Source organism: Shewanella sp. 433, from assembly GCF_059338565.1.
Map to the genome: position 1 here is coordinate 342099 of NZ_CM181703.1, position 12853 is coordinate 354951.

The 12853-nt window shown below is 45.7% G+C and carries 13 protein-coding genes and 1 rRNA gene; 9 read left to right on the forward strand and 5 right to left on the reverse strand.

The window, feature by feature from the left end; all coding sequences use genetic code 11:
• The first annotated feature begins 72 nt into the window (after positions 1-72).
• The 4 genes from rrf (at position 73) to AC5YB1_RS01635 (ending at position 2391) form a co-directional block, all read left to right on the forward strand.
• Positions 73-188, forward strand: a 5S ribosomal RNA gene (gene rrf / locus AC5YB1_RS01620).
• A 371-nt stretch (positions 189-559) separates the two neighbouring features.
• Positions 560-1595, forward strand: a protein-coding gene (locus tag AC5YB1_RS01625) for an IS630 family transposase (RefSeq protein ID WP_494518896.1) whose coding sequence is annotated in 2 segments (ribosomal slippage) — positions 560-1018 and positions 1020-1595 — 1035 coding nt in all. Because the reading frame shifts where the segments join, the coding sequence is not laid out codon by codon here.
• Positions 1596-1673: 78 nt separating this feature from the next.
• Positions 1674-1928 carry a YkgJ family cysteine cluster protein gene (locus AC5YB1_RS01630; RefSeq protein WP_494520460.1) on the forward strand — a complete coding sequence of 85 codons (255 nt, stop codon included), beginning with the start codon at positions 1674-1676 and terminating at the stop codon, positions 1926-1928.
• A gap of 10 nt (positions 1929-1938) precedes the next feature.
• Complete coding sequence (locus AC5YB1_RS01635) at positions 1939-2391, forward strand: Rrf2 family transcriptional regulator (RefSeq protein ID WP_494520461.1); 453 nt, start codon at positions 1939-1941, stop codon at positions 2389-2391.
• A gap of 26 nt (positions 2392-2417) precedes the next feature.
• On the opposite strand, the gene AC5YB1_RS01640 is transcribed toward AC5YB1_RS01635, so the two are convergent.
• From AC5YB1_RS01640 to gpmM, 4 genes are all read right to left on the reverse strand, one after another.
• Entirely contained in the window at positions 2418-3179 is a 762-nt protein-coding gene (locus tag AC5YB1_RS01640) for a divergent polysaccharide deacetylase family protein (RefSeq protein ID WP_494520462.1), read from the reverse strand.
• A 16-nt stretch (positions 3180-3195) separates the two neighbouring features.
• Positions 3196-4401: a S41 family peptidase gene (locus AC5YB1_RS01645; protein ID WP_494520463.1), complete on the reverse strand. Its 1206-nt coding sequence runs from the start codon at positions 4399-4401 to the stop codon at positions 3196-3198.
• Between the two features lie 32 nt (positions 4402-4433).
• The gene (locus tag AC5YB1_RS01650) at positions 4434-5519 is read right to left on the reverse strand and encodes a murein hydrolase activator EnvC family protein (RefSeq protein ID WP_494520464.1); all 1086 of its coding nucleotides are present in this window, start codon (positions 5517-5519) and stop codon (positions 4434-4436) included.
• A 66-nt stretch (positions 5520-5585) separates the two neighbouring features.
• Positions 5586-7133 (reverse strand): 2,3-bisphosphoglycerate-independent phosphoglycerate mutase, encoded by a 1548-nt coding sequence (gene gpmM / locus AC5YB1_RS01655; RefSeq protein ID WP_494520465.1) that lies wholly within the window; start codon positions 7131-7133, stop codon positions 5586-5588.
• Between the two features lie 241 nt (positions 7134-7374).
• Here gpmM and AC5YB1_RS01660 point away from each other — a divergent pair, with 241 nt between their 5' ends.
• The 4 genes from AC5YB1_RS01660 to AC5YB1_RS01675 all read left to right on the forward strand — a co-directional run bounded on the left by AC5YB1_RS01660 (position 7375) and on the right by AC5YB1_RS01675 (position 10905).
• Positions 7375-7809 carry a rhodanese-like domain-containing protein gene (locus tag AC5YB1_RS01660; RefSeq protein ID WP_494520466.1) on the forward strand — a complete coding sequence of 145 codons (435 nt, stop codon included), beginning with the start codon at positions 7375-7377 and terminating at the stop codon, positions 7807-7809.
• Between the two features lie 205 nt (positions 7810-8014).
• Positions 8015-8503 (forward strand): protein-export chaperone SecB, encoded by a 489-nt coding sequence (secB, locus tag AC5YB1_RS01665; protein WP_475515362.1) that lies wholly within the window; start codon positions 8015-8017, stop codon positions 8501-8503.
• Positions 8504-8509: 6 nt separating this feature from the next.
• Positions 8510-9529 (forward strand): NAD(P)H-dependent glycerol-3-phosphate dehydrogenase, encoded by a 1020-nt coding sequence (gene gpsA / locus AC5YB1_RS01670; protein ID WP_475515361.1) that lies wholly within the window; start codon positions 8510-8512, stop codon positions 9527-9529.
• Between the two features lie 191 nt (positions 9530-9720).
• Entirely contained in the window at positions 9721-10905 is a 1185-nt protein-coding gene (locus tag AC5YB1_RS01675; protein WP_494520467.1) for a BaiN/RdsA family NAD(P)/FAD-dependent oxidoreductase, read from the forward strand.
• An 18-nt stretch (positions 10906-10923) separates the two neighbouring features.
• Here AC5YB1_RS01675 and AC5YB1_RS01680 read toward each other — a convergent pair whose 3' ends face one another.
• Positions 10924-11637 carry an RluA family pseudouridine synthase gene (locus AC5YB1_RS01680; protein ID WP_494520468.1) on the reverse strand — a complete coding sequence of 238 codons (714 nt, stop codon included), beginning with the start codon at positions 11635-11637 and terminating at the stop codon, positions 10924-10926.
• A gap of 312 nt (positions 11638-11949) precedes the next feature.
• Between AC5YB1_RS01680 and AC5YB1_RS01685 the strand changes: the two genes are divergently transcribed.
• Positions 11950-12846, forward strand: coding sequence for a GGDEF domain-containing response regulator (locus AC5YB1_RS01685; RefSeq protein ID WP_494520469.1), 897 nt, complete (start codon positions 11950-11952; stop codon positions 12844-12846).
• Positions 12847-12853: the final 7 nt, after the last annotated feature.

Sequence of the window (12853 nt, forward strand, 5' to 3'; positions counted from 1 at the left end):
GTGACTCAAATTTAATATCTCTTGCTTCTTGAAATACAGAATTGAGAGCAGCTTTTCAAATTTCCGAATTTGTCTGGAAACCATAGCATTGTGGTACCACCTGATCCCATCCCGAACTCAGAAGTGAAACGCAATCGCGCCGATGGTAGTGTGGGGTCTCCCCATGTGAGAGTAGGTCATTTCCAGACGCCTAATACGATAAAGCCCGTTGCTAATGCAACGGGCTTTTTTCGTTTTAGCCTGGAGATAACCACTCGAACATGGGGAAATAAATAGTCCGAACGTAGTGAGGTGTAACCCATGTGATAGTAGGGCGAATATCGCGTAAGCGATGTGCATATGAGCGCGAAGCTTTAGCGTAGCTGGCCATAACAGGCGCCTAATACTTCTCGTAAGAGAATCGATAAATCCCCAGCACTTCGTGTTGGGGATTTTTTCGTTTAACCGCTTAAAAATATGACGTTTGGACGTTAATGTATTATTAGTATTTGATATGTTATACCAATCTAAGTAAAAATATGATCTAATTGTATTTATCATATTCTCTTCATTTGTTGTTATGGATAACTTTAAGAATACCGACTTTAATTCACTAGCTCGTAAGCAAACATCTATTCAAATGAAGATGCGGCTACTTGCACTTGCTCATTTTCAAGATGGAAAGTCCCGAACACAAATTGCACGTTTTTTGAAAGTGAGTAGAACGAGTGTTAATAAGTGGGTACATGTCTTTTTAGAGGAAGGCTTAGCTGGGTTGCAAGAGAAGCCACGTACAGGTAGGCCACCATTTCTTAGCAAGAAACAACAAGCCCAACTCGCTGACTATATAGAAAAAAGAGCAAATAGCGATCAAGGTGGTAGATTGACGGGGGCACATATTCATAGCTACATTTTATCTGAGTTTGGTAAAAGCTATCATCCTGACTCAATCTATTATTTGTTGAATCATATGGGGTTTTCGTGGATAACCTCACGCTCTAAGCACCCAAAACAATCAATTGAAGCCCAGGAGGAGTTTAAAAAAATTCCAAATTAAAACGATCCTTAAGATCCCCGGGCACCTTTCTTTAGATCGCATTGATATTTGGTTTCAAGATGAAGCAAGATTTGGCCAACAAAATACGACAACGAAGATTTGGGCCAGAACGGGTACCAGACCACGGGTTGTACGGCAGCAGCAATTCGAATATGCATACCTATTTGGTTCTGTATGTCCTAATAGGGGCATAGGTCAGGCAATAGTCGTTCCATGGACGAGCAAGGAAGCGATGCACCTCCACTTAAAACAGATCTCGGACGTCACTGATATAGATCGACATGCTGTCGTGATAATGGATGGAGCCGGTTGGCATACCGAAGGTATCGCAGATGAATTCAAAAATGTCAGCATCATCAAATTACCGCCTTATTCACCAGAGCTAAATTCAATCGAACAAGTATGGAGCTGGATGCGCCAGCATTGTCTCGCCAATAGAGTTTTTAGAAATTATGAAGACATTGTCGATAGCGTTTGTGATGCCTGGAATACCTTTACCGATAGTTCAGAACGAGTGACACAAATGTGTTCTAGGGACTGGGCAAATATGACCAGTTAGTTTTCCAGTTTGGTATTATCTGCAGCGCACTGTGATCTTTATGGCTAACATGCAACGTGAATAGAGGTATAATGCGGTATGAATTGTCGTTTAGGATGTGGTGCATGTTGTATTGCGCCTTCAATAACCAGCCCAATACCAGGAATGCCTAACGGTAAGCCTGCTGGTGTGCGTTGTATCCAACTCAATGATGATAATCTTTGTCAAATTTTCGGTCAGTCTGAGCGACCTGAGCTGTGTGCTCGGTTTGCGGCTACAGAAGATGTCTGCGGCAACACAAACGAAGAGGCCCTTTGGCTTATCACTTCATTAGAAGCAGCGACACAATCCTAGAAGGTTATTTATGCAGTTAACTCGTTATACAGATTTTGGTATCCGCACTTTGATGTATCTAGCACTATTTCCTGAAAGGGAGCAGCTGTTCAGGATTGCTGAAATTACAGAGGTGTTTGATCTCTCCCCTAATCATGTATCAAAGATTGTGCATCATTTAGGTAAAGAGGGTTATTTGCAGACTATTCGTGGTAAGAGTGGTGGCTTTAGGTTGGGGAAATCTGCTGAAGATATCAATATTGGTCAGTTGGTGAGGATTTTAGAAAACTCTTTGGCCCCAATAGATTGCAGTAAGCCCTATTGTCGTTTTACTCCCTCGTGCCAATTAAAAGGTGTATTGGCAGAAGCGGTTGAGGCTTATCTTGCGGTGTTAGACCGTTATACTCTCGCCGATATTATCAGTAACCGCCAAGAGCTTAAGGGGTTATTAACTGATATTTCAATTCCTATCTTAGAGTTATAAAGTCGCAGAATAAAGACTAAGTTGACCTACCTTAATCGTGTAGGGCTTGCTGTCGATTTCAACTTAGGTTGCTGTGCTAGGCGATAAGGAAGCAGTGTAGAGGTTGGAACTAAAGTAATGCCTTCTTGCTGCAGTCTACTTACATTGTGTCGCAAAAAGCGAATCGTTTCAGGGTAAGGGTGCGCGATCGCTACCACGCTACCTTGGTTATTAGCTAATTGGATTAATTGTTGAAACTGTTTTTCTAATGCCTCTTCTCTGACATCATTGTCAAGAAACAGTTGTCTTCTTAGTAATGGAATACCGAGTTTATTGGCATTATCCGCTGCCTTGCTATAACGGGTTGTCACACTGTCAACAAAGTAATTATCTTGTTGTTTTAAGCTTTCCATTAGCCATAACATGGGTTTATCCATCTGGGTTAGCAAGCTGCCCATATGATTATTAACCCCTTTTACGTGGGGAATACTGTTAAAAGCACTGGATATTGTCTGTTTAAAAGTGTGCTCATTCATGTCATTTGTTAATCCCCCCGGGCCGAGTTTTTTACCATTGAGTGCCTGCATCGGAATGTGCAGCATGATCTCATGACCTCTATTGTGGGCGGCAATGGCAATTTTTTTGCCTAGCGGAGTATTAGGCAGTACTGACAGGGTAACGCCAATAGGGAGAGACAGTACGGCCTCATCGGTTTGACGATATCCAATATCGTCAATGATGATAGCGACTTGAGCGGCCTTTGCAGAGTTAGCAATAAAAGTAACAATCAATAAAAGTAATAAGCGCACTATGATTTCATGGTATTTAGCTGTTTGTTTTTATCCATGTGACAGCCGAATTAATCAGCCTGTCTTGAGCGATATCATCATGGGGCGATAGCTCAGCGATTATAGGCATACTTTTAATTCCAGTCATAGCGTCTTTAGTGATATTTATATCAGGTTCAATACCAATAGTGTTGATATCCCTACCTTTTGGTGTGGTGTAGTGGCCGATAGTGAGCTTGATTGCATGGCCATCAATTAGGGTAGGGATCAGACTTTGAACCGTGCCTTTTCCGAAGCTTTTTTCACCGATTAAAATAGCTCTTTGGTTTTCTTGCAGGGCTGCCGCTAAGATCTCTGATGCCGATGCGGATCCTTTGTTGATGAGGACCACTATTGGCAATTTAGAAAACATATTTTTCGGCGAGGCGAAGTAGTCACTATTGGCATCAAAAAATCGTCCTCGAGTCGATACTATGCGCCCTTTTGCTAAAAATAGGTCGGCAATTTTTATGGCTTGGTCCAGTAAGCCTCCGGGGTTATTACGCACATCTAAAATAAGCCCTTTCATGGGCAGGTCTTGCCACTGGTTGAGCTGGTTGACCATATCTCGAGTCGAGTCATCTTGAAAGCTGCTGAGTTTGATATAGCCAATATCATTAGCGAGTAGTGTGGCGCTAACGGAGTTTACGTCAATAAGGGAAGGCTTGAGGGTAACGTTGACAAGGTTTTCAGAATTTTGCCGACGTAACGATAAGTTAATCGCTAAATTGTGTTTGCTATGGTGTTTTATCTGCCGCAGCACGTTATCTAATTGGCTAGGATCGATAGCTTTATCATTGACTTTAACAATTTTATCGCCAGGTAATATACCTGCTGCTGCGGCTGGAGAGTGTGGAAATGGACTGATAATCGTGACCTGATTCTCCTCGGTAGCGATCTCGATACCAAAGCCAAAATATTCGCCACTATTGGCATTTCTGATGTCTGAGAAGGCTTCTGCATCGAGAAAATTAGAGTAAGAGTCGAGAGAGTTAAACACTCCGTCAATGGCTGCCTGTATTAAAGTTTCTTGGGGGATCTTGTCGATATAGTAGCTTTCTACGGTACTAATGATATCGATGAGTAATGGATAATTAAGTTTAGAGTGATGCTGCGCAGTGTGCTCTGTGCCTGATAATGTGATGGATAAGCCGAGTGTTAATCCTAAAATAACGCAGGCAAAGTAACGAATAAACTTTATCATAAACAACCCTCTATAAAAGGGTTGCTGTTGTCCTAGCGCTTACAATAGAGTGCTGGGTCGATAGCCTGCCCTTTGTGCCTTACCTCAAAGTATAGGCCAGGTTCGGTTTGTCCACCCGAGCGTCCAACTAGGGCAATGGTTTCACCTTTGTCGACCGCATCACCGGCGTTTTTAAGTAAGGTCTGGGCGTGACCATATAGGCTCATATAGCCTTTGCCATGGTCGACTACCATCACCATACCAAAGCCTCGTAACCAGTCGGCATAGATCACCTTACCTGAAGCAATAGCACTAACTGATTGCCCTTCAGGAGCGGCGACGATCACCCCTTTCCATTTAACTTCACCGGAACGTTGGCTACCAAAGCCTGAACGAATGCGGCCTTGAGTGGGCCAATTGAGCTTATGTTGGCGTGATAACCCTTCCATTACAGGGCTGTCTTTCATCGCCTTTAGCGCTTGTTCTACCACGCGCTTTAAACTGGCTTCTTCAATTTGTAACTGTTCAAGTTTGGCACCATGAGAGTTAAGCGTACGCTGCAGTTGTTTGAGCGTTTGTTGCCGTTGAGCTTGCTCTTGAGTTAGATTTTTGGCTTGCTGCTGTTGTTCGAGCACCAGTTGGTTGAGGCGGATTTGTTTCTGCTTTTGCTCTGCTTCGACACTGTCTAATTCGGTGATAGTTTGCTGCAACTTATTGATCGAGTCGATGCGGGCCTTATTAAGGTATTGGTAGTAAGCCAGCAGGCGCTCTATGGTTGCAGGGCTCTGCTGATTAAGTAGCATTTTGGTGTAATCATGATTGCCTGCAAGGTAGGCGCTGGCCAACTGATTTGATAGGGTTTGCTGTTGAATTTTTTTCAGTTTATCGAGTGTGACTCGGCGAGATTCTAGCGCTGCGAGTTGTTTATCGGTTGTCGCCAAGGAGGCCTTAGTGTTATTGACCTTTTTGGCCGCGTCAGCGATAGCCTGCTCATCTTTTTTTAGCAGCTTGATCAGTTTTTCATGCTGCGAGCTAGTATCTTTGAGCGCCGACTGTTGGCTGCTGATCTGCTTTTGTATCGCCTCTAGCTGCGATTGACGCTGCGTCAGATCGGAAGCCTGCACAGTAAAAGATAACATGATAAAGCCAGCAATTATGCTGGCTTTATGAAAACCGTATCGCTTAAGCAATGAATCGTTACTCGCTTAGTTGGTTGTTAGAGTGATGAGAGAGCGTCCTGTCATCTCGGGTGGAACCGTTTGATTCATCAAGGTTAACATGGTTGGGGCTATATCGCTTAATCTTCCGTTGTCGGCAATTGTTGCCGGGCGGCCCACATAGATAAATGGCACTAACTCGCTGGTATGCGCGGTATGTGCTTGCCCGGTTTGCTCGTCGGTCATCTGTTCGGCATTACCATGGTCGGCAGTAATTAAACACTCGCCATCCACTTTAGCTAAGGCTTCGACCACGCGGCCAATACAAGCGTCTACCGCCTCACAGGCCTTAACGGCGGCTTCAAAGTTACCCGTATGGCCTACCATGTCGCCGTTAGGGTAGTTACAGATAATCACGTCATATTTCGTTGACTCAATGGCTGCGACCAATTTATCTGTTAACTCGGCAGAGTTCATCTCTGGCTGCAGATCATAGGTGGCAACTTTAGGTGATTGCACCAAAATACGGTCTTCACCTTCAAATGGTTCCTCTTTGCCGCCATTGAAGAAGAAGGTGACATGAGCATATTTTTCAGTTTCAGATATACGTAACTGGGTTTTAGCGCTGTTTTGTAACACTTCACCTAAGGTATTGACCAAGTCTACCGAGGGGTAAGCGATAGGCGCCTTAATGTCGGCGGCGTATTCAGTCAAGGTGACAAAGTTGACCTTAGGCATGACCTCGCGGGTAAAGCCATCAAAATCAGCATTGATAAAGCTGCGAGTAATTTGGCGGGCACGATCGGCGCGGAAATTCATGAAGATCAATGCATCGTCGTCGTTAAGGGTTGCCACTTGCCCCTGCGCGTCGGTGATCGTCGAACTGGCGACAAACTCATCATTTTCATCACGCGCATAAGCGGCGGCCAAGGCATCGACAGCATCTGCAAACTGGTATTGTGCTTTACCTTGAGTGATCAACTCATAAGCCTGAGACACTCTATCCCAGCGGTTGTCTCTGTCCATGGCGTAGTAGCGACCAATGATAGAGGCTATACGGCCAGTGCCTAAGGTGTTAAACAGCTCATTGAAATGGGCAAGGCTCGATTTTGCGCTGCGTGGTGGGGTGTCGCGGCCATCGAGAAAAGCATGTAAATAAACATGTTTTGCGCCGCGCTTAACCGCCATCTTACACATAGCTTCGATGTGATTCTCGTGGCTGTGCACGCCACCAGGTGATAATAGCCCCATGATATGCACAGCACCATTGGCTGCGATGGCTTTATCTACGGCTTCGACGAGGGCTGGGTTGGTGTCAAACTCACCGTCTTCGATAGCCTTGCCGATACGGGTCAATTCTTGATAAACCACACGGCCGGAGCCGATATTGATATGGCCCACTTCAGAGTTACCCATTTGACCATCGGGCAGTCCGACATCGAGGCCTGAGCCTGAAATTAAGCTGTTGGGATACTGTTGGTTGAGTCTGTCGAGCACTGGGGTGTTGGCGTGATATACCGCATTATTATGGGTGTCTTCACGATAACCCCAGCCATCAAGGATCAGCAGTGCCAGAGGGCGTTTGCGTGTCGTCATGGTGGTACCTTTAAGTTTAAGAAACAAAGATTACAATTCGAAATTGGTTAAATATTACTACGTACGCAGGCGATCAAAAAGCGATTTACTCCGATAGCGGTTATCGAACATTGGACCGATGGCGCGATTGTCACCATCGGTCAGCCCGTTAAGGGTTAACAACTTGCTGCAATCTGCGGCGACAATCGGTTATACTCTTGGCCCTGACAGAACCTCCAGCCACAGAAGTAGGCCGTAAATTATGCAAGAATATATCGAATTTTTAAAAGCCAATCCCATGCTTAGCCTTGCTTGGATTGGTTTACTTGTTGCGCTTTTAGTGAGCGTTTTTAAGTCTAGTCTTTCTAAAGTGAAAACAGTTGATCATCAACAGGCAACCTTGTTAATTAACAAACAAAACGCCAAAATTGTCGATGTGCGCTCTAAAGAAGAGTTCAAAAAAGGTCATATTGTTGATGCAGTTAACATCCCGTTAGCGGAAATTAAAAATAATCAGTTAAGTGCACTTGAAAACGCTAAAGCCAGTCCCATTATAATGGTATGCAACGCAGGAATGACCTCGGCGCAAGCGGCTCAGTTGATGGTAAAAGCAGGTTTTGAATCTGTGTATAATCTCAAAGGCGGTATGAGTGAATGGCAACAAAGTAACTTACCTGTTGCTAAGGCTAAGCGCTAACTCTACCCACTCAGTGTTTGCTTTTTTAAGGCGACTTTGAGTAGAGTGTCATCTCTTAAAAAATGGCTTGAAGGATTACCAGTTAATCCTTCAAGCAAAACTAAAACCGGGATGGTGGCTGAGGTCTTATTGGGACTCGAGTAACAAAAGCCCTAAGATGATTCTTCTGTTTGGAAGATCACATAAATTGATTAGGTAGGAAATTATGGCTGAAGTAGCAAATAACGAACAACAGGGTCCACAGTTCAACATTCAACGTGTTTACACTAAAGATATCTCTTTTGAAACACCAAATAGCCCAGCTGTTTTCCAAAAAGAGTGGAGCCCTGAAGTTAAGCTAGATCTAGATACTCGCAGCGCTAAATTGGCTGACGACGTTTATGAAGTGGTTCTTTCGCTAACTGTTACTGCTAAAAACGGTGAAGAAACAGCTTTCTTATGTGAAGTACAGCAAGCGGGTATTTTTGCTATCAGCGGCCTAACAGAGCAGCAACTGGCTCACTCTCTAGGTGCATACTGTCCTAACGTACTATTTCCATACGCGCGTGAAACCGTTGGCAGCCTAGTGGCTCGTGGTACTTTCCCACAGCTAAACCTAGCACCAGTTAACTTTGATGCGCTATTTGCACAATACGTGCAACAGCGTCAAGCAGCTGCCGAAGCCGCTCCTGCTGCAGAAGAAGCGAACGCTTAATCACGCATGAAAAATACTGCCGATATTACGGTACTGGGGGCGGGCTCTTATGGCACCGCCCTTGCTATTTCTTTAGCCAGTAACGGTCATAAAACATTGCTTTGGGGACATGACCCTGAGCATATCGAAAACCTTAAGCGCGATCGCGCTAATGAAGCGTTTTTGCCCGGTATTGCATTACCCGATTTACTCATTCCCGAGTCTGATTTAGCCACGGCATTAGCCGCGTCTAACAATGTGCTAGTGGTTGTTCCAAGCCATGTATTTGGTCAAGTGTTGAAGCAGGCTAAACCTTTACTGCGCCAAGATGCGCGTATTGTTTGGGCGACCAAAGGCTTAGAGCCTGAAACCGGCCGCTTGCTACAAGAAGTCGCACGCGAAGTGCTCGGTGACCAATATCCGCTGGCGGTGTTGTCTGGGCCTACATTTGCTAAAGAGCTCGCTGCGGGCATGCCTACAGCCATCTCGGTGGCGGGCACAGATGACACCTTTACTAACGATCTGGTCGAACTGCTGCACAGCCCGAGTCGTTTGCGCGTCTACGCCAATGATGACTTTATCGGGTTGCAGTTGGGTGGTGCGGTTAAAAACGTGATCGCCATCAGCGCTGGTATGTCTGACGGTATCGGTTTTGGCGCCAACGCTCGAACCGCACTCATTACGCGCGGGCTTGTTGAGCTCACGCGTCTAGGTGAAGCCATAGGTGCCCAAGGTTCAACCTTTATGGGGATGGCGGGCCTTGGTGACTTAGTGTTGACTTGTACCGATAACCAGTCGCGTAATCGTCGCTTTGGCTTGGCATTAGGCCAAGGTAAAGATGTCGATACAGCGCAAGCTGAGATTGGCCAAGTGGTTGAAGGCTACCGCAATACGAAAGAGGTCTACACCTTAGCGAAACGCTTAGGGGTTGAAATGCCTATTACAGAGCAAGTCTATCGTGTCTTGTATCAGGGTGGCACTCCTCACGAAGCTGCAAAAGCTTTGCTGGGTAGAGAGAAAAAATCAGAGACGGCAGAAAGCGATTAAAGCCTAGGCTGTGTGATACTAAATAATAAAAGGGTGCTAAAATAGCGCCCTTTTTTATGCAATAAGTATTTATCTCCGAAGCGCATGGATGGCAGTGAAGGAGAGTGATATTGGGGCTAACATGTTTCATACCTTTTTGGCATTTGCTCCATGCAACGCGTAACCATGACTCAAAGTAAGAGGTAATCTAAGTGGAACATCATGATGTGATCATTATCGGCGCAGGCGCAGCGGGGCTTATGTGTGCGGCTACCGCAGGATATCGAGGTCGTGATGTCTTAGTTATCGATAATGCTAAGCAGGCGGGACGTAAAATTCTGATCAGTGGCGGTGGACGCTGCAATTTCACCAATCAAAAGGTTGAGCCCGCTAACTTTATCTGCCGAAACCCACATTTTGTAAAATCGGCATTGGCTCGCTATCGCTCGCAAGACTTTATTGAACTAGTTGAACGTCATGGTATTGAATACCATGAGCGCGATCATGGTCAGCTATTTTGCAACGATTCGGCTAAAGAGATAGTCACCATGCTACTGACCGAGTGTGAATGGGCCGGCGCGCGCATCCAGCTGCGCACCGACATCATCTCTGTGAGCAAAAATGACAGCGGCCTATTTGTATTACGCACCTCTAAAGGCGAATACAGTTGTGATTCGTTAGTGGTGGCCACCGGCGGATTGTCTATGCCTAAATTGGGCGCGACGCCATTGGGCTATCAGTTGGCCGAACAGTTTGGCCTTAAAGTACTCCCCACCTGCGCAGGGTTGGTGCCTTTTACTTGGCACAGTGAGCAAAAGCAAAAGTTTGAGCCATTATCTGGCATCGCTGTGCCATGTACCATCACCGCTCAGGATGGCACACAATTTAGTGAAGCGTTGCTGTTTACCCACCGGGGGCTTTCAGGGCCCGCGGTGTTGCAAATATCGAATTACTGGAAGCCGGGCGAAACTATCTCTATCAACCTTTTACCGTACATGGATGCGGCGCAGGGCTTGTCTGAGGTACTCGAGCAGCACCCGAAACAAAGCTTGCGCAATACCTTAAGCCAGTGGTTACCTAAGCGTCTGATTGAGGTGTTATTCGATGAGGCGTTACTCAATATGGCGCTGAATCAATTGGTGCATGCTCAGCGTGATAAAGTGGTTGCCGACTTGCATCGCTGGGAATTGTTGATGAACGGAACCGAAGGTTACCGCACGGCTGAAGTGACCCTAGGTGGCGTCGATACCGACGAGTTATCGTCTAAAGATATGCAAAGTAAAAAGGTCGCAGGGTTATTTTTTGTCGGTGAAGTCATGGATGTCAGCGGCTGGCTCGGTGGGTTTAATTTCCAGTGGGCATGGTCATCCGGCGTGGCCGCCGGTCTTACGGTGTAATTGCGAGTATTAAGCGGTTTAAAACGGGCAAGGGCATTGGCCATGGTAGGTTTCGCCAAGAGTTGGATGCTCAAAATACAGGTCACTGGCGTGTAATTGTAAGCGCTCTGCCAGTTGTTCACTTTGGCTGCTGTTATACAGATCGCACCCAAGAATGGGGTGGCCCATGGTCAAGCTGTGTATTCGCAGTTGATGCGTACGGCCGGTAACTGGGGTAAATTGCACTAAGGTGCGACAGGGCTGCTCAAGGCGCTGTAAGACAATGTATTCACTGATGGCCGGCTTGCCTGTGGTGGAGCAAATTTTGACTCGTGGAAAGTGATCCCTATCTTTTGCTATTGGCGCGGTGATCTGGCCATTATCATCTGTAACCCAACCTTGTAGTAGTGCCATGTAGCGCTTGTTAATGGTGTGCGCTTGAAACTGTTTATTGAGGTGTCGGGTCGACTCTGCATGCAGCCCCACAACCATGATGCCCGATGTGCCAAAGTCTAATCGATGTGGCAATTTGGCCTCAGGAAATGCAGGGCTAACTCCTGCCTGACCATGGACTAAGCGGTAGTGTACTGAATCTTGGTTAAGGGGATGTTTGCCTGACAAGCTCAGTAAACCACTGGGCTTATTGATCAATAAGATATCATCATCTTGATATAAAATCGTGACCACATCATCGCACTTAGGTGCGATAAAATCGTCAAAGCTGGTATCAGTCGGCGAGCCGATATTAGGCATGGGTTGTTCCTGTTACTGGTATATCTAGAGTCTCTGCTGCATCACGACAATCATCTTGTATTGCACACGGCTATCTTGTTGGTAGCGGTGAACAAGGATGTTAGTTTACACGGTTTCTCATCTCAACTTGTCTCTAGTGCCATTTAAATGGATATTAAGGTGATTGCTATCGCACGATATTATTTTTTATTGTTGTTTTTATTGTACTTTTTACCCAACCCTTTGAATGGTGGTGCATCTGCTACACTGTTAAATTGAGGCTATCCATTTGAATAGTTGTATCTAATTGACTGATGAAAGCTAGGGGAAAGTATGGAAGCGCTTTCTGTTGTGCTGGTGGTTGATGATGTAAAAACCAATGTGCTCATCATGAGGCAATGTTTAAAAGGGCAATATCAAATTTGGGCCGCAGCAAGCGGCAAAGAGTGTTTAGCTTTGGCTAAGCAGCAACCCGACTTGATTTTGTTAACGATAGACATGCCCGATATGGACGGTTATGAGGTGTGTCGGCAGTTGAAGGCTGATACCGAAACGGCCCACATTCCGGTTATTTTTGTTACCGCTAAAGATGCCAATGACGACGAGCAAAAAGGCCTAGCATTGGGCGGTGTCGACTACATTACTAAGCCCATCCGCCCCGCGATTGTACGCGCTCGGGTTGCGACTCATCTGCAATTAAAGTCTCACCGCAGTAAATTACAATTTATGGCGCTACACGATCAATTGACCGGACTCTACAATCGTCACTTTTTGGCCGAATGGGCTGCACAGCGTTTATCGAGTATGGCTCGCCATCAAACTGAGCTGTCAGTGGTGATGTTAGATTTGGATGATTTCAAGAAAATTAATGACTTTAATGGTCACCATGTTGGCGACAAGATATTACAGGCTGTGTCTAAATTTCTGCAAGACAGCTTTCGCAAGGAAGACATGGTGGCGCGGATGGGCGGTGAAGAGTTTATTATTTTGATGGAATCTGGCATGACTGAGGCCCGTGAGAAAGCAGAAGGTGTCCGCCAACGTCTACAGCAGTTAAAACCTATGGGAATTACGGTAACGGGGAGTTTTGGTTTATTGGTCGCTAATGCGCAAATGATCGACTTTTCTCACCTGTTGGTATTAGCCGAAGAGGCCGTTTATAAAGCCAAGGCTGATGGGCGTAACTGCCTCGTTTATTATGATAACGGGCAATACATTACCGTCGGGTAAGATGCAT

What these genes read in the sequence shown, in the direction of transcription:
- AC5YB1_RS01630 (WP_494520460.1), top strand. Translation starts at nt 1,674, where the DNA reads ATGAATTGTCGTTTAGGATGTGGTGCATGTTGTATTGCGCCTTCAATA.
- AC5YB1_RS01635 (WP_494520461.1), top strand. Translation starts at nt 1,939, where the DNA reads ATGCAGTTAACTCGTTATACAGATTTTGGTATCCGCACTTTGATGTAT.
- AC5YB1_RS01645 (WP_494520463.1), bottom strand. Translation starts at nt 4,401, where the DNA reads ATGATAAAGTTTATTCGTTACTTTGCCTGCGTTATTTTAGGATTAACA.
- AC5YB1_RS01650 (WP_494520464.1), bottom strand. Translation starts at nt 5,519, where the DNA reads ATGTTATCTTTTACTGTGCAGGCTTCCGATCTGACGCAGCGTCAATCG.
- gpmM (WP_494520465.1), bottom strand. Translation starts at nt 7,133, where the DNA reads ATGACGACACGCAAACGCCCTCTGGCACTGCTGATCCTTGATGGCTGG.
- AC5YB1_RS01660 (WP_494520466.1), top strand. Translation starts at nt 7,375, where the DNA reads ATGCAAGAATATATCGAATTTTTAAAAGCCAATCCCATGCTTAGCCTT.
- secB (WP_475515362.1), top strand. Translation starts at nt 8,015, where the DNA reads ATGGCTGAAGTAGCAAATAACGAACAACAGGGTCCACAGTTCAACATT.
- gpsA (WP_475515361.1), top strand. Translation starts at nt 8,510, where the DNA reads ATGAAAAATACTGCCGATATTACGGTACTGGGGGCGGGCTCTTATGGC.
- AC5YB1_RS01680 (WP_494520468.1), bottom strand. Translation starts at nt 11,637, where the DNA reads ATGCCTAATATCGGCTCGCCGACTGATACCAGCTTTGACGATTTTATC.
- AC5YB1_RS01685 (WP_494520469.1), top strand. Translation starts at nt 11,950, where the DNA reads ATGGAAGCGCTTTCTGTTGTGCTGGTGGTTGATGATGTAAAAACCAAT.